This is a genomic window from Zoogloea sp. (assembly GCF_030157465.1).
Classification (GTDB): Bacteria; Pseudomonadota; Gammaproteobacteria; order Burkholderiales; family Rhodocyclaceae; genus Zoogloea.
The window spans coordinates 1-18,813 of sequence record NZ_JAOAUU010000044.1; the positions used below are offsets into that span (position 1 = coordinate 1).

General features: G+C 66.4%; 20 protein-coding genes. 19 read left to right on the forward strand and 1 reads right to left on the reverse strand.

The window, feature by feature from the left end:
* The first annotated feature begins 33 nt into the window (after positions 1–33).
* The 4 genes from urtB (at position 34) to urtE (ending at position 4,273) form a co-directional block, all read left to right on the forward strand.
* On the forward strand, positions 34–1,620 hold the full coding sequence (urtB, locus tag Q1W26_RS04830) for an urea ABC transporter permease subunit UrtB (protein ID WP_300436746.1): 1,587 nt from the start codon (positions 34–36) through the stop codon (positions 1,618–1,620).
* Between the two features lie 12 nt (positions 1,621–1,632).
* Positions 1,633–2,736, forward strand: a complete 1,104-nt coding sequence (gene urtC / locus Q1W26_RS04835; protein ID WP_300436582.1) for an urea ABC transporter permease subunit UrtC — start codon at positions 1,633–1,635, stop codon at positions 2,734–2,736.
* A 68-nt stretch (positions 2,737–2,804) separates the two neighbouring features.
* Entirely contained in the window at positions 2,805–3,578 is a 774-nt protein-coding gene (urtD, locus tag Q1W26_RS04840) for an urea ABC transporter ATP-binding protein UrtD (protein ID WP_300436752.1), read from the forward strand.
* A 2-nt stretch (positions 3,579–3,580) separates the two neighbouring features.
* A complete protein-coding gene (urtE, locus tag Q1W26_RS04845) occupies positions 3,581–4,273 on the forward strand; it encodes an urea ABC transporter ATP-binding subunit UrtE (RefSeq protein ID WP_300436584.1) in 693 nt (230 codons plus the stop codon).
* A gap of 16 nt (positions 4,274–4,289) precedes the next feature.
* On the opposite strand, the gene Q1W26_RS04850 is transcribed toward urtE, so the two are convergent.
* Entirely contained in the window at positions 4,290–5,171 is an 882-nt protein-coding gene (locus Q1W26_RS04850) for an ACP phosphodiesterase (RefSeq protein WP_300436586.1), read from the reverse strand.
* A gap of 132 nt (positions 5,172–5,303) precedes the next feature.
* On the opposite strand from Q1W26_RS04850, the gene Q1W26_RS04855 reads away from it, so the two are divergent.
* The 15 genes from Q1W26_RS04855 (at position 5,304) to pseB (ending at position 18,813) form a co-directional block, all read left to right on the forward strand.
* Entirely contained in the window at positions 5,304–6,158 is an 855-nt protein-coding gene (locus tag Q1W26_RS04855; protein ID WP_300436588.1) for an urease accessory protein UreD, read from the forward strand.
* Between the two features lie 9 nt (positions 6,159–6,167).
* Complete coding sequence (locus Q1W26_RS04860) at positions 6,168–6,470, forward strand: urease subunit gamma (protein ID WP_300436590.1); 303 nt, start codon at positions 6,168–6,170, stop codon at positions 6,468–6,470.
* A gap of 15 nt (positions 6,471–6,485) precedes the next feature.
* Positions 6,486–6,665 carry a hypothetical protein gene (locus Q1W26_RS04865; protein WP_300436592.1) on the forward strand — a complete coding sequence of 60 codons (180 nt, stop codon included), beginning with the start codon at positions 6,486–6,488 and terminating at the stop codon, positions 6,663–6,665.
* Positions 6,662–6,967, forward strand: a complete 306-nt coding sequence (locus Q1W26_RS04870) for an urease subunit beta (RefSeq protein ID WP_300436594.1) — start codon at positions 6,662–6,664, stop codon at positions 6,965–6,967. The genes Q1W26_RS04865 and Q1W26_RS04870 overlap by 4 nt, the downstream gene beginning before the upstream one ends.
* Positions 6,967–8,685, forward strand: coding sequence for an urease subunit alpha (ureC, locus tag Q1W26_RS04875; RefSeq protein ID WP_300436597.1), 1,719 nt, complete (start codon positions 6,967–6,969; stop codon positions 8,683–8,685). The genes Q1W26_RS04870 and ureC overlap by 1 nt, the downstream gene beginning before the upstream one ends.
* An 8-nt stretch (positions 8,686–8,693) precedes the next feature.
* Positions 8,694–9,215: an urease accessory protein UreE gene (gene ureE, locus Q1W26_RS04880; RefSeq protein WP_300436600.1), complete on the forward strand. Its 522-nt coding sequence runs from the start codon at positions 8,694–8,696 to the stop codon at positions 9,213–9,215.
* Between the two features lie 2 nt (positions 9,216–9,217).
* Positions 9,218–9,910 (forward strand): urease accessory protein UreF, encoded by a 693-nt coding sequence (locus Q1W26_RS04885; RefSeq protein ID WP_300436602.1) that lies wholly within the window; start codon positions 9,218–9,220, stop codon positions 9,908–9,910.
* Between the two features lie 4 nt (positions 9,911–9,914).
* On the forward strand, positions 9,915–10,529 hold the full coding sequence (gene ureG, locus Q1W26_RS04890; protein WP_300436605.1) for an urease accessory protein UreG: 615 nt from the start codon (positions 9,915–9,917) through the stop codon (positions 10,527–10,529).
* 100 nt (positions 10,530–10,629) lie between these two features.
* Positions 10,630–11,940, forward strand: a complete 1,311-nt coding sequence (gene rfaE1, locus Q1W26_RS04895) for a D-glycero-beta-D-manno-heptose-7-phosphate kinase (protein WP_366143638.1) — start codon at positions 10,630–10,632, stop codon at positions 11,938–11,940.
* A 9-nt stretch (positions 11,941–11,949) separates the two neighbouring features.
* Entirely contained in the window at positions 11,950–12,612 is a 663-nt protein-coding gene (locus Q1W26_RS04900; RefSeq protein WP_300436608.1) for a tyrosine-protein phosphatase, read from the forward strand.
* Positions 12,609–14,360 (forward strand): lipid A export permease/ATP-binding protein MsbA, encoded by a 1,752-nt coding sequence (gene msbA / locus Q1W26_RS04905; RefSeq protein ID WP_300436611.1) that lies wholly within the window; start codon positions 12,609–12,611, stop codon positions 14,358–14,360. The genes Q1W26_RS04900 and msbA overlap by 4 nt, the downstream gene beginning before the upstream one ends.
* A complete protein-coding gene (locus Q1W26_RS04910) occupies positions 14,357–15,385 on the forward strand; it encodes a hypothetical protein (protein WP_300436614.1) in 1,029 nt (342 codons plus the stop codon). Before msbA ends, Q1W26_RS04910 begins: the two co-directional genes overlap by 4 nt.
* Positions 15,372–16,667: an O-antigen ligase family protein gene (locus Q1W26_RS04915; protein ID WP_300436616.1), complete on the forward strand. Its 1,296-nt coding sequence runs from the start codon at positions 15,372–15,374 to the stop codon at positions 16,665–16,667. Before Q1W26_RS04910 ends, Q1W26_RS04915 begins: the two co-directional genes overlap by 14 nt.
* On the forward strand, positions 16,664–17,692 hold the full coding sequence (locus tag Q1W26_RS04920; protein ID WP_300436618.1) for a polysialyltransferase family glycosyltransferase: 1,029 nt from the start codon (positions 16,664–16,666) through the stop codon (positions 17,690–17,692). The genes Q1W26_RS04915 and Q1W26_RS04920 overlap by 4 nt, the downstream gene beginning before the upstream one ends.
* A 122-nt stretch (positions 17,693–17,814) precedes the next feature.
* Positions 17,815–18,813 carry a UDP-N-acetylglucosamine 4,6-dehydratase (inverting) gene (gene pseB / locus Q1W26_RS04925; protein WP_300436621.1) on the forward strand — a complete coding sequence of 333 codons (999 nt, stop codon included), beginning with the start codon at positions 17,815–17,817 and terminating at the stop codon, positions 18,811–18,813.

An 18,813-nucleotide genomic window follows, 5' to 3' on the forward strand; every position in this document is an offset into this window, starting at 1 on the left:
ACTAAATCCCGGATTTATCGCGCCCACTGCTGGGTGAATATCTCAGTTCTTCTTATCATTCCCCTCGTTCTCTGCCTGTGGGCCAGTCTGTCCCAGGCCACCCCGGATGCCGCCCTGGTCCGCCAGCTGGCGGCTGAGGATTCCAGCGACAAGGTCGCCGCGATCCGCCAGCTTGCGCAGGCGGCCGACCCCGACGCGGCCCGCATTCTCAAGGCCATGGCCGACGACAGCCTTTATCTGGCCGGCGACAAGGCCGTGATCCTCGAAGGCGACACGGCCTTCGACGCCGCCAGCGGCGCAGCGATCGCAACGCCGGCCACCCCCGAAGCCGTCACGGTGAACAACCGCATCCGCGGCGAGCTGGCCAACGCGCTGGCGGCCCTCAGCCTGTTCGACGCCGACCGCGCCGTGCGCCTGGCGTCTGCGCAAAAGCTGCAGAACAAGGTGGGCGCCGACATGGCCCCGCTGCTGGCCCGGGCCCTGGAGAAGGAGGCTGATGCCGACATCAAGGCGCTGCTCGTGCTGGCCCACGCCCAGGCCAGCCTCGGCAGTGCCGACCCGGCGGTGCGTCTGGCGGCCGTCAATGCGCTGGCCGAAACCAGCTCGCCCACCGTGAAAAGCATGCTGCAGCCGCTCACCGACAAGACCGCCGAGAGCGACGAGAAAGTGCGCTTTGCCGCCGTGGCCGCCATCAAGGCCATCGACGGCCGCCTCGCCATTGCCGAAAACCTCGGGCGGGTGTTCTCGGGCCTGTCGCTGGGCAGCATCCTGCTGCTGGCCGCGCTGGGGCTGGCCATCACCTACGGCGTGATGGGCGTGATCAACATGGCCCACGGCGAGCTGCTGATGGTGGGCGCCTATTCGGCCTACGGCATGCAAAGCCTGTTCCGGGCCTATCTGCCGGACTACGTCGACTGGTATCTGCCCGCCGCGATTCCGGTGGCCTTCTTCACCGCGGCGCTGGTGGGCGTGGTGATGGAGCGCACGGTGATCCGCTGGCTCTACGGCCGCACGCTGGAAACCCTGCTCGCCACCTGGGGCCTGTCGCTGGTGCTGATCCAGGGCGCCCGGGTGCTGTTCGGCGCACAAAACGTGGAAGTGGCCAACCCGGGCTGGATGTCCGGCGGCATCGAGCTGCTGCCCAACCTGGTGCTGCCCTGGAACCGCATCATCATCGTCGGCTTTGCGCTGTTCGTGCTGCTGCTGGTGTGGGTGCTGATGAACAAGACGCGGCTCGGCATGTTCGTGCGCGCCGTGACGCAAAACCGGGCGATGGCCGGCTGCGTGGGCGTGCCCACCGCGCGCATCGACACCATGGCCTTTGCGCTGGGCGCCGGCATTGCCGGGCTGGGCGGGGTGGCGCTGTCGCAAATCTCCAACGTGGGGCCGGACATGGGCCAGGGCTACATCGTCGATTCGTTCATGGTGGTCGTGGTGGGCGGCGTCGGCCAGCTCGCCGGGGCCGTGTGGGCGGCGCTGGGCCTGGGCATCTTCAGCAAGCTGCTGGAGGGCTGGGCCGGTGCGGTGATCGCCAAGATCACCATCCTCGTGTGCATCATCATCTTCATCCAGAAGCGTCCGCAGGGCATCTTTGCCCTCAAGGGCCGCTTCGTCGAGTAAGGGCCGGACATCATGCGCAAACCCCTCACCCTTCGCGTGCTGTCCTCGCTGGACAGCAAAGGCTGGCTGGCGCTGGGCATCTTCCTTGCCCTCGCGCTGATCCTGGTGCCGGTGCTCAACCTGGCCGTGCCGGAAGACAGCGCCTTTCACATGTCGGCCTACGCCATCACGCTGATCGGCAAGATCATGTGCTACGCGCTGGTGGCCGTGGCAATGGACCTGATCTGGGGCTACGGCGGCATCCTGTCGCTGGGCCACGGGCTGTTCTTCGCGCTCGGCGGCTACGCCTTCGGCATGTACCTGATGCGCCAGGCCGGCAGCGATGCCGGCGCGCTGCCGGCGTTCATGATCTTCCTCGACTGGAAGGAGCTGCCGTGGTTCTGGCTGGGCAGCGACAGCTTTGTGTGGGTGATCCTGCTGGTGGTCGTGGTGCCGGCGCTGGTGGCCTTCGTGTTCGGCTACTTCGCCTTCCGCTCGCGGATCAAGGGCGTGTATTTCTCGATCATCACCCAGGCCCTCACCTACGCCGCCATGCTGCTGTTCTTCCGCAACGAAACCGGCTTTGGCGGCAACAACGGCTTCACCGACTTCAGGTTGGTGCTCGAACACAGCATCACCTCGCCGCAAACCCGGCTGGTGCTGTTCGGCCTGACCGCGATCATGCTTGCGGCGACGCTGGTGTTTTCGCGCTGGCTGGTCACGTCAAAGTTTGGCCGGGTGCTCACGGCCATCCGCGATTCCGAATCCCGGATGATGTTCATCGGCTACAACCCGCTCTGGTACAAGCTCTTCATCTGGGTGGTGTCGGCCGTGCTGTGCGGCATTGCCGGGGCGCTCTACGTGCCGCAGGTGGGCATCATCAACCCCTCTGAAATGTCACCCGCCAACTCCATCGAAATCGCCATCTGGGTGGCGGTAGGCGGCCGCGCCACGCTGATCGGGCCGGTCATCGGCGCCTTCGTGGTCAACCTGGCCAAGAGCTGGTTCACGGTGAGCTTTCCCGAATACTGGCTGTTCTTCCTCGGCCTGTTGTTCATCGTCGTCACGCTGATGCTGCCCCAGGGCCTCGTCGGCCTGTGGAAGAAACTGATGCTCAAGAAAGGAGTCGCCGCATGAACGCGCTCAACACCACCGCCGAAGCCCTCCTCGACGACCGCCCTTCAGGCAGCGACGGCGCCGACCAGATGGGCCACCTGGTCACCGGCGAACTCGACCTCTCCCACGGCGTCGCGCTGTATCTCGATGACATCACCGTGAGCTTCGACGGCTTTCGCGCCCTCAACAAGCTCAACCTGACCATCGACGCCGGCGAGCTGCGCTGCATCATCGGCCCCAACGGCGCCGGCAAGACCACCATGATGGACGTCATCACCGGCAAGACGCGGCCCGACTCGGGCTCGGCCTTCTTCGGCCAGACGATGGATCTCACCCGCCTCACCGAACCCGAGATCGCCCACGCCGGCATCGGCCGCAAGTTTCAGAAACCGACCATCTTCGAAAACCACAGCGTGTTCGAAAACCTCGAACTGGCCATGAAGACCGACAAGCGCGTGTGGAAAAGCCTGCTCGCCTGGCTGGCCGCCGACGAGCGCGACCGCATCGCCGAAACCCTGCGCCTGATCCGCCTCGACAAGGAGGCCGACCGCCCGGCCGGGCTGCTCTCCCACGGGCAAAAACAGTGGCTGGAAATCGGCATGCTGCTGATGCAGGAACCCAAGCTGCTGCTCCTCGACGAACCCGTCGCCGGCATGACCGACGACGAAACCATGCGCACCGCCGAACTCTTCGTGTCGCTGGCCGGCAAGCATTCGCTGGTGGTGGTCGAACACGACATGGCCTTCATCGAGAAACTCGGCGGCAAGGTCACGGTGCTGCATGAAGGATCGGTGCTGGCCGAGGGCAATCTCGCCACGGTGCAAAACGACCCGCGGGTCATCGAAGTCTATCTGGGGCGCTGAACATGCTTAAAGTTGAAAACCTCAACCAGTACTACGGCGGCAGCCACATCCTGCGCGGCCTGTCGTTCGAGCTGGAACTCGGCAAGGTCACCACGCTCCTCGGCCGCAACGGCGTGGGCAAGACCACGCTGCTCAAATCGCTGATGGGGCTGGTCAAAACCAAATCCGGCGCCATGCACCTGGACGGCCGCGACATCACCCACCTGGCGCCCCACGAGCGCGTGAAGGCCGGCATCGGCTACGTGCCCCAGGGGCGCGAGATCTTTCCGCGCCTCACGGTGGAGGAAAACCTGCTGATGGGCCTCGCCACCCTGCCCGGCAGCACGCCGATTCCGAGCCGCATCTTCGAGATGTTTCCGGTGCTCAAGCAGATGATGCACCGCCGCGGCGGTGATCTTTCCGGTGGCCAGCAGCAACAGCTCGCCATCGGCCGCGCCCTGGCCATGGGGCCGCGCCTGCTGATCCTCGACGAGCCGACCGAAGGCATCCAGCCCTCGATCATCAAGGACATCGAGCGCGCCATCCGCATGCTGGCCGCAACCGGCGAAATGGCGATCCTGCTGGTCGAGCAGTACTACGACTTCGCCGAATCCCTGGCCGACCAGTACCTGCTGATGGAACGCGGCGAATTCATCATGCGCGGCAAGGGCGAAAGCATGCCCCGGGACGGCGTGCGGGAGGCGCTGGCGGTGTGACGCGCCAGCCGCGCGCTCAGCCCGGGTTCTCGGGCAGCAGCGCGGCGGGCCAGGCGCCGGGTTCCAGATCCTTGTAGCGCAGCGGCCATTGCTCGAGCAGCGCCACCACGTCCGGCGCGTCGTCCATGAGGCCTTCCTCGGCCCATTGCCGGACGGATTCCCGGCCCCACTGGTTGGCGTGGGCGTAGCGCTTGAGGCCCTCGAAGCGCATTTTCCAGATCGGGTTGTCTTGCGTCACGAATCTTCCTTTTTTGCTTGAAATCAAACCTTGCGGCCCGGCGTGCCCGCATCTCGCCCCCGCATCCCGCGCCCGCCTCACGGCGTCGGCAAACGCCAGCGCGTCCGGCAAAAACGCCAGAAAATCGGCCTCCAGGCCGGCGTATTCGCGTAGCAGTTCCGCCCCGGAGCCAGCCAGCGGATTAGGCCGGCGCAGGCGGAATTCGGCCATGCGATCCAGGGCCAGCGCAAGCATTTCGGCGTCGCGGTAGCTCGCCAGCCAGTCATGGCCGGACATGCGCTCGAACACCGGCCCGAAGGCGGGCGGCAGCGGCGCGGGATGGGCCGCGATCAGCCGGTACGTGTCGGCGGTGAAGTGCGTGAGCGGCTGGTCGCTGAAACGGGACCAGTGCCGCGCCAGAAAATGATCGTAGAACATGTCCACCATGATGCCGCTCACCCGGCGCCGCTCCGGGCTCACCCGCGCCCGGCTGCGGCGAAAGGCCGGGTGGGTGTCCGCGTAGCTGTCGATGCGCCGGTGCAGCATCACGCCAGCGGCCAGCGCCGCGTCCAGACCGGCAGGCAGGGGGTCGAGCCAGCCCTTTACGAAGTCACCCACGACCCCGCCGACGCGATCCGCCGCCACCGGCCCGGCCAGAAAGGCATGAGCGAGGTAGTTCATGGCCGCACAGCCGGCGACGGCTCACGGAACGCGGGAGAGGCTTCCGGGTACATGCTTCGACTCCATGAAAATGTGGCGCGTGCGCAGTATTGCGTATTTCACGGCCCATCGCCTTGGGCCACAATCCGCCCCATGAACTTCCGCCCTCCGCTCACTTCGCCTGCCTGGCATGCCGAGCTGCACCTGGGCTTCGCCCGCGACGGTGAACGCACCGCGCTCGTGGAGAACCGGCATTTTGGCCCGCTGCGGGTGCAAAAGGCGCTTTACCCGGAAGGCAGCCCGGTGTGCCAGGCCATCCTGCTGCACCCGCCCTCTGGCATCGCGGGGGGCGATCACCTGAAGATCCGCGCCACTGTTGGCGCCAGCGCCCATGCCCAGCTCACCACGCCGGGCGCCGGAAAATGGTATCGCACAGGCGGGGCCGAGGCCTCGCAGGACATCGAGCTGAGCGTGGCCGAGGGCGCCACCCTCGAATGGCTCCCGCAGGAGACCATCGTTTTCAACGGCGCCCGGGCGCGCATGCACACCCGCGTGTCCCTCGCCGCCGACAGCCGCTTCATCGGCTGGGACATCCTGTGCCTTGGCCGCACCGCCTCCGGCGAACGCTTTGACACGGGCCACGTCGACCTGCACTACCGCATCGAGCGCGCCGGCAGCCCCCTTTGGATCGAGCGCGGCAGCTTTCAGGGCGCCGACCCGATGCTCGCCAGCCCCGCCGGCTGGGCCGGCGCCCCCGTTTGCGGCACCTTGCTGGCAAGCTTCCCGGAACTCTCCACGCACAGCACCGAACTGCTCGAACGCTGCCGCCAGGTGGCGCCCGCCGATGGCGCCGGGCACGCCGTCACCGCCTTGCCCGGCCTGCTGGTGGCGCGTTACCTGGGCGCCAGCAGCGAAGCCGCGCGCCTGTGGTTTGCCGCGCTGTGGGCCATCCTCCGCCCCCTGTGCTGCGGCCGGCCGGCCCTTGTGCCCCGAATCTGGAATACCTGAGGAAACCCCATGGAACTCACCCCCCGCGAGAAGGACAAGCTGCTGATCTTCACCGCCGGCCTGCTCGCCGAGCGGCGCAAGGCCCGCGGCCTCAAGTTGAACTACCCGGAAGCCGTGGCGCTGATCACCTGCGCCATCCTGGAAGGTGCCCGCGACGGCCGCAGCGTGGCCGAACTGATGCACGCCGGCACGCAAGTGCTCACCCGCGCCGACGTGATGGACGGAATCGCCGAAATGATTCCGGACATCCAGGTCGAAGCCACTTTCCCCGACGGCACCAAGCTGGTGACCGTGCATCACCCCATCGTCTGACCCAGGGAGTCGTCCATGAAAACCCGTTTCCACCTGCTGCTCCTGGCGGCCCTGCCCGCCACCGCGCTGGCCCACCCGGGGCATGGCGTCCTCGACGGCTTGGCCCATCTCTTCGAAGCGGAGCACATCCTGCCGGCCATCGTTGCCGCGGGCCTGGTCGCCTACCTGCTGATGCGCCGGAAGGATGGACGATGATCCCCGGCGAACTCCTCGCCGAGCCCGGCGACATCGAACTCAACGCCGGCCGGCCAACCCTCACCCTCACCGTGGCCAACACCGGCGACCGCCCGGTCCAGGTGGGCTCGCACTATCACTTCTTCGAAACCAACACCGCGCTCGACTTTGACCGGGACGCCGCCCGCGGCTACCGCCTCGACATCGCTGCCGGCACCGCCGTGCGCTTCGAGCCGGGCCAGACGCGCACCGTGCAACTGGTGGCACTGGGCGGCGAGCGCAAGGTGTATGGCTTTCGCGGCTTGATTCAGGGAGCGCTGTAATGGCCAGCACAATCAGCCGTCAGGCCTACGCCGAAATGTTCGGCCCCACCCACCTCGACGGCAAGGGCGACCGCCTGCGCCTGGCCGACACCGCCCTGATCATCGAAGTCGAACACGACTACACGATCTACGGCGAAGAAGTGAAGTTCGGCGGCGGCAAGGTGATTCGCGACGGCATGGGCCAGAGCCAGCGGGTGTCCGCCGAGGTGGTCGATACCGTCATCACCAACGCCCTGATCGTCGACGCGGTGACCGGCATCGTGAAGGCCGACATCGGCCTGAAGAACGGCCGCATCGCCGCCATCGGCAAGGCCGGCAACCCGGACATCCAGCCCGGTATCACCATCGTGGTGGGCCCCGGCACCGAGGTGATCGCCGGCGAAGGCATGATCGTCACCGCCGGCGGCATCGACAGCCACATCCATTTCATCTGCCCGCAGCAGATCGAGGAGGCGCTCGACTCGGGCGTCACCACCATGATCGGCGGCGGCACCGGCCCTGCCACCGGCACTTTTGCCACCACCTGCACGCCGGGGCCATGGCACATTCACCGCATGCTCGAAGCCGCCGAGGCCTTTCCGATGAACCTCGGCTTTCTCGGCAAGGGCAACGCCAGCCTGCCGGAAGCCCTCGTCGAGCAGGTCGAGGCCGGCGTCATCGGTCTCAAGCTGCACGAAGACTGGGGCACCACCCCGGCCGCCATCGACTGCTGCCTGTCGGTGGCCGACGCCATGGACGTGCAGGTGGCCATCCACTCCGACACGCTCAACGAATCGGGCTTTGTCGAGGCGACCATCGCCGCCTTCAAGGGCCGCACCATCCACACCTTTCACACCGAAGGCGCCGGCGGCGGCCACGCGCCGGACATCATCAAGGCGGCCGGGCTGCCCTTCGTCCTGCCCAGCTCCACCAACCCGACCATGCCCTACACGGTCAACACCATCGACGAGCATCTCGACATGCTGATGGTGTGCCACCACCTCGACCCGGCCATCGCCGAGGACATCGCCTTTGCCGAGTCGCGCATCCGCCGCGAAACCATCGCCGCCGAAGACATCCTCCACGACATCGGCGCCTTCTCGATGATGTCGTCCGATTCGCAGGCCATGGGCCGCGTCGGCGAAGTAATCATCCGCACCTGGCAGGCCGCCCACAAAATGAAGCTGCAACGCGGGCCACTTAAGGAAGATAACCCGCGCAACGACAACTTCCGGGTCAAGCGCTACATCGCCAAATACACCATCAACCCGGCGCTCACCCACGGCATCGCCCACACGGTCGGTTCCATCGAAGTCGGCAAGCTGGCCGACCTGGTGCTCTGGAAACCGGCTTTCTTCGGCGCCAAGCCGAGCCTGATCCTGAAAGGCGGCATGATCGCCGCCGCCGCCATGGGCGACCCGAACGCCTCGATCCCGACACCGCAGCCGGTGCATTACCGCCCGATGTTCGGCAGCTTCGGCAAGGCGCTCAAAACCTCGGTCACCTTCGTGTCACAGGCGGCGCTGGATAATCCGGCGATTGCCGCCCTCGGACTGCAAAAACCGCTGATTGCCGTCTCCGGCACCCGCCAGCTGCAAAAATCCGACATGGTTCACAACGGCGCCACGCCCGTCATCGACGTCGACCCCGAAACCTACGTGGTGCGCGCCGACGGCGAACTGCTGAGCTGCGAGCCCGCCACCGAACTGCCACTGGCGCAGCGCTACTTCCTGTTCTGACCCCGCCCATGCTGATCCTGACCCAACGCACCCGGCAGCCCGCCACCGATACGGTGGCGCTCACCTACGATTCCCGCAAGCGCAGCCGCCTGCGCGTCAAGCTGGCGTCCGGCGCGGAGGCCGGCATCTTTCTGGAGCGGGGCGAGCACCTCCAGGGCGGTGACCGGCTGATTTCAGAAGATGGCAGCGCCGTGGTCGAGGTCGTCGCGGCGCCCGAAAAACTCATCGAAGCCCGTGCCGACAGCCCGCTGCTGTTCGCCCGCGCGGCCTACCACCTGGGCAACCGCCACGTGCCGGTGCAGATCATTCCCGAGCCCGGCGGCGGCCGCCTGCTTTTTCAGACCGACCACGTGCTGGCCGAAATGGTGCGCGGGCTGGGCTGTGCCGCGAGCGAAACCCTGGCGCCCTTCCAGCCGGAATCCGGCGCCTACGGCGGTGGCCACCGACACGCTGACGACGATGACCTGCACGACCCCGGTCACGGCCCCCACCGCTCCATTCCCAGGATCCACGAATTCAAGCCGCGCTGACCGTGACGCCCCCTGCCAGCCTGCAACTCGTCCGCCTGCTTCAACTGGCCAGCCCGGCCCTGCCGGTGGGCGCCTACACCTATTCGCAGGGCCTCGAATGGGCCGTCGAATCCGGCGTGATCCGCGACGAAGCCAGCGCCGGCCGCTGGATTGCCGATCTGCTCGGACACGGCATCGGCCGCTACGAAGCACCGCTGGTGGCGGCCCTGATGGAGGCCTGGACGGCCGGCAAGCACCCCGAAATCCGCCGCCTCAATGCCGAATTCCTGGCCAGCCGCGAATCCTTTGAGCTGCGCGCCGAAACCGTGCAGATGGGCTTTTCGCTGCGCCGCCTGATTCGCGACCTGCGCGACGAGCGCCTGGCCTGTGTTGCCGAACAGATCGAAACCCTGCCGGAAGTGGCCTTTCCGGTAGCCTGGAGCGGCGTTGCCGCACAGTGGGGCATCCCCACTGACGCCGCGCTCACGGCCTATTTGTGGTCGTGGGCCGAAAACCAGGTCATGGCCGCGCTCAAGGCCGTGCCACTCGGCCAGGCCTCGGGCCAGCGCCTGCTGGCCGGGCTGGGCAGCCGGATTCCCGCCATTGCCGCCGACGCGCGGGTGCGACCGGAGGCCGCGTGGTCCAACCTCGCCCCGGCCTTCGCGATCGCCTGCGCCCGTCACGAAACCCAGTATTCACGTCTTTTCAGATCGTAAAACCATGACCCAGCAAGCACTGCGCGTCGGCATCGGCGGCCCCGTCGGATCCGGCAAAACCGCCCTCACCCTGGCCCTGTGCCAGGCCCTGCGCGGCGAGATCGACATGGCCGTCGTCACCAACGACATCTACACCGCCGAGGACGCGAAATTCCTCGTCAATCACTCGGCCCTGGCCCCGGAGCGCATCATCGGCGTCGAAACCGGCGGCTGCCCGCACACCGCCATCCGCGAAGACGCCTCGATCAACCTCGAAGCCATCGACCGCCTGCAGCGCGCCTTTCCCGGTCTCGAACTGATCCTCGTCGAATCCGGCGGCGACAACCTGGCGGCCACCTTCTCGCCCGAACTCTCCGATCTCACCCTGTACGTGATCGACGTTGCCGCCGGCGAGAAGATTCCGCGCAAGGGCGGCCCCGGCATCACCAAGTCGGATCTGCTGATCATCAACAAGATCGACCTTGCCCCCATGGTGGGCGCCTCGCTGGATGTCATGGCCCACGACGCCCGCGCCCAGCGTGGCCAGCGGCCCTTCGTCTTCAGCAACCTCAAGACCGGCGACGGCCTTGAAATGATCATCGCGTTCATTCGCGAACACGGAATGCTGGGCCGCGGCTGATCGGGCCGAGCGGTCCTCTCCCGCCCCTCCCCCCTTGGTGCGATAATCCGGCCTTTGCTTCCATCGGCGCGCCACGCTGCGGCGTACGATCCGTACCACCATGCATTTTTCCCTGCCGGATTTTTCCGCCTGCCGCGTGCTCGTGTGCGGCGACGTGATGCTCGACCGTTACTGGCATGGCGCGACAGCGCGCATTTCGCCCGAGGCGCCGGTGCCGGTGGTGCAGGTGAGAAACGATGAAGTGCGCGCCGGCGGCGCCGGCAACGTGGCGCTCAACGCCGCCTCGCTGGGCGCCAGGGCGCGGGTCATCGGCCTGGTGGGCGACGACGAGGCCGGCCGCCTGCTCGAAGAAAGCCTCGCCGCCCGGGGCGTCGAGTGCGCCTTCACCCGCCTGCCGGACGCCCCCACGATCACCAAGCTGCGCGTCATCTCCCGCCACCAGCAACTGATCCGCCTCGATTTCGAAGAACGTTTCGACCCCCGCCACGCGGCCAGCATCAGCGCGGCGCTGGCCGGGCACCTCGACGGCGTGAACGTGCTGGTGCTCTCCGACTACGCCAAGGGCACCCTCTCCGACGTGCAGGCGCTGATCGCCGCCGCCCGCAAAAAGGGCATCCCTGTGGTCGTCGACCCGAAGGGCTCGGATTTTTCGCGCTACCGCGGCGCCACCATCGTCAAGCCCAACCTCTCCGAATTCGAAGCCGTGGTCGGCCCCTGCCCGGACGAAGCCACGCTGGTGGCCAAGGGCGAGGCCCTGCGCGCCGAGCTTGATCTCGAAGCGCTGCTGGTCACCCGCGGCGAAGCCGGCGTCACCCTGCTGCAAAAGGGCCAGCCCGCCCACCACCAGCCCACCCGCGCGCTCGAAGTCTTCGACGTGACCGGCGCCGGCGACACCGTTTCGGCGGCCCTCGGCTGTGGCATTGCCGCCGGCCTCGACCTGCGCGAAGCCACCGCGCTGGCCAACCTCGCCGCCGGCGTGGTGGTCGGCAAGCTGGGCACCGCCACCGCCAGCCCCGACGAACTCTACGCCGCGATGAACACCCACGCCCCGCTCGCCCACGGCCTGCTGGCCGCCGACGCGGCAAGCGCCGCCTGCCAGCGCGCCCGCGCCGCCGGCGAGCGCGTTGCGGTGCTGCTGGGGCCGCTGGGCCTGCCCGACGCGGCCCTGCTGGCCCGGCTCGAAAAAGCCGGCCAGGCCGCCGAGCGGGTGCTGGTGCTGGAGCCCTCCACCACCGACGCCGGCACGCTGGCCGTGCTGGCGGCCCTGCGCCCGGTGGATTGGGTGGTGCAGGCCGACCCCGCCACCGGCGCCGGGCTGCTGCTGCAGATCCGCCCGGACGCGCTCCTGTGCGACGCTGCCACCGCCGCCAGCCTGCCGGCCGGCCTGAAATCCGTGCTGCTCGCGACCTGAGGTCACCCGATGACGATGGACATCTCCACGACCAGCGGCCGCATTCGCGCCTGGTTCGACATGCATCTTGTTGACCACGGGGCCATCCGGGCCATCTACAACAATTTCTACGACCTGGGCGGCGGCATGTACCGCTCCAGCCAGCCCAGCCCGGCCCAGCTCGCCAAGTACCAGAAAAAATTCGGCCTCCGCACCGTCATCAACCTGCGCGGCCCCCACGGCTACGGCTCCTACGCGCTGGAAAAGGAAGCCTGCGAGGCGCTGGGTATCGCACTCCACGACATCAAGCTGTATTCGCGCACCCCGCCCGAGATTGAAGAGGTGCACGCGATGGACGAACTCTTCAAGAAAATCGAATACCCGGCGCTCTTGCACTGCAAATCCGGCGCCGACCGGGCCGGCATCGGCGCCGCGCTGTACCGTATCCTGCACCTGGGACACAAGGTCGAGGACGCCATGAGCGAACTCGGCTGGAAGTACGGCCACTTCAAGCGCGCCCGCACCGGCGTGCTGGATTTCTTCTTCGCCACCTACGTCGCCCGCAACCAGCAGTCGCCGATCGGCTTCCTGGAATGGGTGGACACCGAATACAACCGCCTCGAAACCCAGACCCGCTTCCGGGAAGAAGGCTGGGCCAGCCTGATCGTCGACAAGGTCCTGCACCGGGAATGAAAGACTCCTTCCAGCTTTACCGCCGCCTGCTCGGCTCGGCGCGCCCTTACCTCAAGGTGGTGGTGCTGTCGATTCTGGCGATGATCGCCGCGGCCTCCCTCGAACCGGTGCTGCCGGCGCTGCTCAAGCCGCTGGTGGACGAAAGCCTCATCAAGAAAAGCCACACCGCCCAGTGGCAGGTGCCGCTGTTCCTGATGCTGGCCTTCCTGGCCAAGGGCGTCGCCGAATACGTGGCCAGCGTGTCGAGCCAGTGGATCGCCAACAAGGCCATCACCGATCTGCGCCAGCAGGTGTTCCGCCACCAGATGCACCTGCCGATCCCGGTGCATCAGGCTGAAACCGGCGGGCGCATGCTGTCGCGCATCCTCTACGACATTCCGCAGGTGGGCGCCGCGCTGTCCAACGCCTGGATCATCGTGATCCGCGACACGATGGTCATCATCGGCCTCACCGGCTACCTGATCTACACCGCCTGGGAGCTGACCCTGGTGATCCTGGCCATCGCCCCCATCGTGGCCTGGCTGATCCGCGTGGCCAGCCGCAAGCTGCGCGGCTCCAACCGCGAAATGCAGGACACCACCGGCCGCATGACCGGCATGGTCGAGGAAACCCTCAACGGCGTGCGCGAGATCAAGCTCTTCGGCACCCACGACCACGAGGACGCGCGCTTCGCCAGCGTCTCCGAACAACTGCGCCAGCAAACCATGCGCACCGTGCGCGTGTCGGCCATCAACGTGCCGCTGGTGCAGGTGCTGGCCGCGGCGGCCGTGGCCACGGTGATCTGGACGGCTGGCTCGCTGTCGGCCCAGGACAAGCTCAGCCCCGGCGAGTTCGTCTCCTTCGTCACCGCCATGTCGATGCTCTTCGAGCCGATCCGCCGCCTCACCAACATCAACGCGGTGATCCAGCGCGGCCTGGCCGGCGCCCAGAGCATTTTCGAGCTTCTCGACACCCCGCCCGAAGTGGACAGCGCCAGCGCCAGCCTGCCCCGCGCCAAAGGCGAGCTGCGCTTCGACGACGTGAGCTTTCGCTACCCCGGCCAGGCCGAACTGGCCCTGCAGCACTTCAGCCTCGACGTGCATCCCGGCCAGACGGTAGCCCTGGTGGGCGCATCGGGCAGCGGCAAGAGCACCCTGGTCAACCTGATCGCCCGCTTCTTCGAGCCCGGCGCAGGCCGCATCCTGCTCGACGGCACGCCGCTGGCCAGCCTGCCGCTGGCCCACCTGCGCGCGCAACTGGGCTGGGTCGGCCAGCAGGTGGTGCTGTTCGACGACACCATCGCCGCCAACATCGCCTACGGCCGCCCCGACGTGAGCGAGGCCGACATCGTTGCCGCCGCCCGCGCCGCCCACGCGATGGAATTCATCGACAAGCTGCCCCAGGGCCTCGCCACCCGCGTCGGCGCCAACGGCAGCCAGCTCTCCGGCGGCCAGCGCCAGCGCATCGCCATCGCCCGCGCCTTCCTGCGCAACGCACCGATCCTGCTCCTCGACGAAGCCACCTCGGCCCTCGACAACGAATCCGAGCGCGCCGTGAAGGACGCGCTGGTCCAACTCCGCAAGAACCGCACCGTGATCGTCATCGCCCACCGCCTGTCCACCATCCACGACGCCGACAAGATCGTCGTGATGGAACGCGGCTGCATCGTCGAAACCGGCACCCACGAATCCCTGCAGACCGCCGGCGGCGCCTACGCCCGGCTGCTGGCCAGCGGCGAGGCAGGCGAGCCTGCCAGGCTGGCCCCATGAAACCCAGCCTCTACATCTGCCGCAGTCCGCTGCAGTTGCTCAACTGCATCGAGGCCTGCGAACAGTTCGGGCTGCGCGACGGCCACAACGTGCTGGTCTGCGCCTGGCGCGCCGAGCGCGACCGGGATCTGATGCGGCGCCTGCTCGAGCACTACCCCCATTGGTCCGAGCTGTATTTTTTCCCTCTCTATCCCACCAAGGCGCAGCTGCCGGTGATGCTCAAGGTGTTCCGCGGGCGGCGCCATTTTGCTCACCTCTTCTATGGTGACTCGACCCACCTGATCAACTTCTTCCTCAACAAGGTGGGGCACTTCGACGCGCTCTACATGGTCGATGACGGCACCGCAACGCTGCACCACGCGCGCCAGATCGCCGAACGCACCCTGCACCTGCAGCGCAAGAACTTTACCTACCGCAACCCGCTGGCCTCCTGGGTGCTGGCCGGGCTAGGCCTCAGCCCGACCTTCAACTACCGCGCCAAGCTGTTCACGATCTACGACATCCCGCAGCCGGCGCTGCGCGGACGGGTCGTCCGCAACCCGCTGTCCTTCTGCAAGTCGCGCATCGGCGAGAAGCCACGCTCGGAGGAGATCTGGTTCATCGGCAGCAACATCCGTCGCGAGGTACTGATTCGCATGGACGACTACGACGACTTCCTCGAGCAGGTGCATCGCCACATTGATCTGTCGCGGGTCGTCTATATCCCCCACCGCAAGGAGCCGGACGACTATCTTGCGACGATCTCGCGCCGCTTCGGCATGGAGATCCGCCGTCTGAACGACATTCTCGAGATCGAGCTGATCAATGCAGCGACCATCCCGGCTGCCTTCGTGTCCTTCGGCAGCAGCGCGGTGGACACCATCGACATTCTCGTGCACCCGCCGATTACCCTTTTCCGGATTCCTGACGAAGCCGTCGATCCGGTTCGTCGCGAGTCCGTACGCGGCATGTACACGAGCGCCATGGAAAAGAGATTCAAGATCATCGACATGAATCCCGCCGGAGCGGCGAATGTGGCCCAATAAGACGGCTTGCCAGGCCCCCGTCGCGCAGCGCCTTGCAGAAGCCGCCGGCTTGCTCGGGCTGGGTGTATTTGCTTTTGGCTACATCGGTGGCCGTGCAATAGCCAACATCGGCTTGGGCCTGTTACTGCTGGCGTTTCTACTCCAGCTGCCTCGTTGTCACCGTTTTCTGCGGCGTGATCCGCTGGTACTGCTGGGGCTGGCGTGGATGGGCTACATCCTCGCTCTCGCAAGTTGGGCCAACTGGCGCGATCCCGATACGGGGCAGTATTCTGCGCTGACCGAAACGTGGTCGTTCGCCTTCATTCCCCTCGTCGCGCTGGCGACCCGCGGCAATTCGCGGCGGGTGCTTGGCGTGCTTTTACTTGCGCTGGGCGGATTGATGTTTCGTCTCGTTCGCGATCTCAATTTCGACGGGGGGGCGTGGCTCCGTTATGACGCTTTTGCCCTGGGCGGGGGGCGAAATCTCGGCGTGCTCTTCATCGACGTGGGGATTCTGGGATGCATTACGCTCCTGACGTGCCTGTTTGGCCGTTCATGGCCGCCAGTGAGACGTTTCACGGCAATTGTCGCTATTGGAGCCTGCGTTGTCCTTCTTGTGTACGCCTGGGTGCAAGCACGTTCCCGGCTATCCCTGATCGGCCTCCCGCTGTGCCTTGTGCTCCTCTTCGTGCTCCGTCGGCGCACCCTGCCCCACAATCACAGAACGGTGCGGGCGCTTTATGTTGCGCTGCTCCTCGGCATGGCACTGGGCGTGGCGACCTATTGGTCAGAGATTGCCGCCGAACTCATCAAGGATGGCGCCACATGGCGAGCACTGATCAGCGGCCGCCTCGATGCCGTGGAAATCGACGCGACAGGTTATCGCATCCACATGTGGCAACTGGCGCATTCTTACTGGATAGCTCACCCCCTCACAGGTGTCGGGCCTAGCGTGTCGCACTTGCTGGCCAGCGATCCCCAACGGCCCTTCCTGGCCGGATTCAACCAGTTTCACAACAGTTACGTGGAACTGCTGCTTCGTACCGGCTTGATCGGTGCCACCTTCTACCTCAGTGCTGCGCTCTTGGTCGTGCATGCGGCGGTGCAGGCGACCCGGACCGGAGCAATGCCGCGTGCGCTCGGTGACTTCTTGCTCGTTAGCTTCCTGATCTACGCCCTCCTTTGTACGGCTAACAGCATTTTGTTTTTTCAGCAGGGCTGGCACTTCCTGGTGCTTTTCGGAGGCTTGGCCTACGGCTACCGCTGGAGGCCGGTAGTGACCCCACCCCCGACCCGACCATGACGACAACATCCCCCCGGCCGGCGAGCCTGTTCTTCGTCGCCTCGCCGCTCCACTACCTTGCGGCCCGCAGCGTCGCCCAGCATTTCGAGGCGGACAGCCGCTGCATCCTGGTGTGTTACCGGGACAAGGTGGAAAAGCTGGTCCGGCCCGGCGACTGGGAACAGGTCATCTACGCCCCATGGCCACGCTTCGACCCGCTGCCCGGACGCTTTGGCAGCCACCGGCGCCTGCTCGACAACCTGCGCCGGGTGGCCGCCGCCGTCGGCCCCGTCGAAGAGCTGCGCCTGCACAGCCCGGTCTTTGACACCGAGGCGGTCAACTACTTCCTGCGCGGCCTGCAGCGCCTGTGCAGCGCACGCCACATGCGCGCACGCATCCTGCCGGACGGCCTGCTCAACATCCAGCGCTACCCGCTGAGCCGCGCCAAGCGCATCACCCAGCACTTCCGCCGGCTGCGCCGGCTGATATCCCCCGAACTCGACTACTGGAGCTTTAGCGGCGACCGCATCGGCTCCGACGCGCCCTTCGTCGACCGCATCTACACGCTGCCTGGCTTTCCAAACCCCTACCCTCCGCACAAGGTCGTCGAACTCCCCCCCTTGGTTGAAGCCGCCGCCGGTGGCCTCGGACAGCGCGCGCTCGTTGTCGGCCAGCCGCTGGTGGGCATCGGCGCCCTGGACCAGGCCGGCCTCCAGGACATCACCCAGCGCATCGCCAACTGGCTGTCGGAACACGGTTTCGCCGATGTGGCCTACAAGGCGCACCCCCGCGACCCCAAGCACGAGTTCCGCCCCCCCGGCAGCACGTTGCTGGAAATCGACGAGCCCCTCGAAAGCCATATCGCCCACGCAGGCTACGGCGCCATTGTCGGCGTCTGTTCGACCTCGCTCTTCATGGCCCGGCAGATCTGCGGCCCCGCCACGCCCATCCTGTCGTTTGGAATGGACAGGCTCGAATTCAAGATCAGTGGCGAGGACGAACGCCTGCTGGCACTCTTGAAAAAGCTCGCCATAGAGGTCCGCTAAGGCCTGCCGCCCAAGCCAAGCCCAGACGCCCCCTTTCCTCGCCGTCGATTCTGACCGAAAATCCCACCCCTGCATGCCGCCCGCGCAGTTGGCGTGCTGCCCCCATTTACCGAGGTCCGCTCATGCTCACCAACAAATCCATCCTCATCACCGGCGGGACAGGCTCCTTCGGCAACACCTTCGTGCCGATGACCTTGGCGAAGTACAACCCGAAGCGCCTGATCATCTACTCCCGTGACGAGATGAAGCAGTGGGACATGGCCAAAAAGTTCCAGGGCGATCCCCGCGTGCGCTTCTTCATCGGCGACGTGCGCGACCGCGAACGCCTTTACCGCGCGCTGGATGGCGTGGATTACGTGGTCCATGCCGCCGCCACCAAGATCGTCCCGACCGCCGAATACAACCCCTTCGAGTGCGTCAAGACCAACATCAACGGCGCGATGAACCTCATCGACGCCTGTATCGACAAGGGCATCAAGCGCGTCGTGGCCCTGTCCACCGACAAGGCCAGCAGCCCGGTCAACCTCTACGGCGCCACCAAGCTCGCCTCCGACAAGCTCTTCGTCGCCGGCAACTCCTACGCCGGTGGCCACGAAACCCGCTTCGCGGTAGTGCGTTACGGCAACGTGATGGGCTCGCGCGGTTCGGTGATTCCCTTCTTCATGTCGATCCGTGACAAGGGCGTGCTGCCGGTGACCGACGAGCGCATGACGCGCTTCATGATCTCCCTTGAACAGGGGGTCGAGCTGGTGTGGCACGCCTTCGACGACATGGTCGGCGGCGAGATCTACGTGAAGAAGATCCCGTCGATGAAGGTCACCGAACTGGCCAAAGCCGTCGCGCCAGAGGCCCGGGTCGAGTTCGTCGGTATCCGTCCGGGCGAGAAACTCCACGAGCAGATGATCAGCCCGGAAGATTCCTTCTACACTTACGAATATCCTGAGCATTACAAGATCCTGCCGGCCATCCACAACTGGGACACCACCACCGAGCGCATCAAGGACGGCAGGAAGGTCGCGGAGGGCTTCGAGTATTCCAGCGACAACAATCCCGAATGGATGAGCACGGCCGATCTGCAGGCCTGGATCGCCGCCAACCAGCACAAGATCGGAAACATCTGA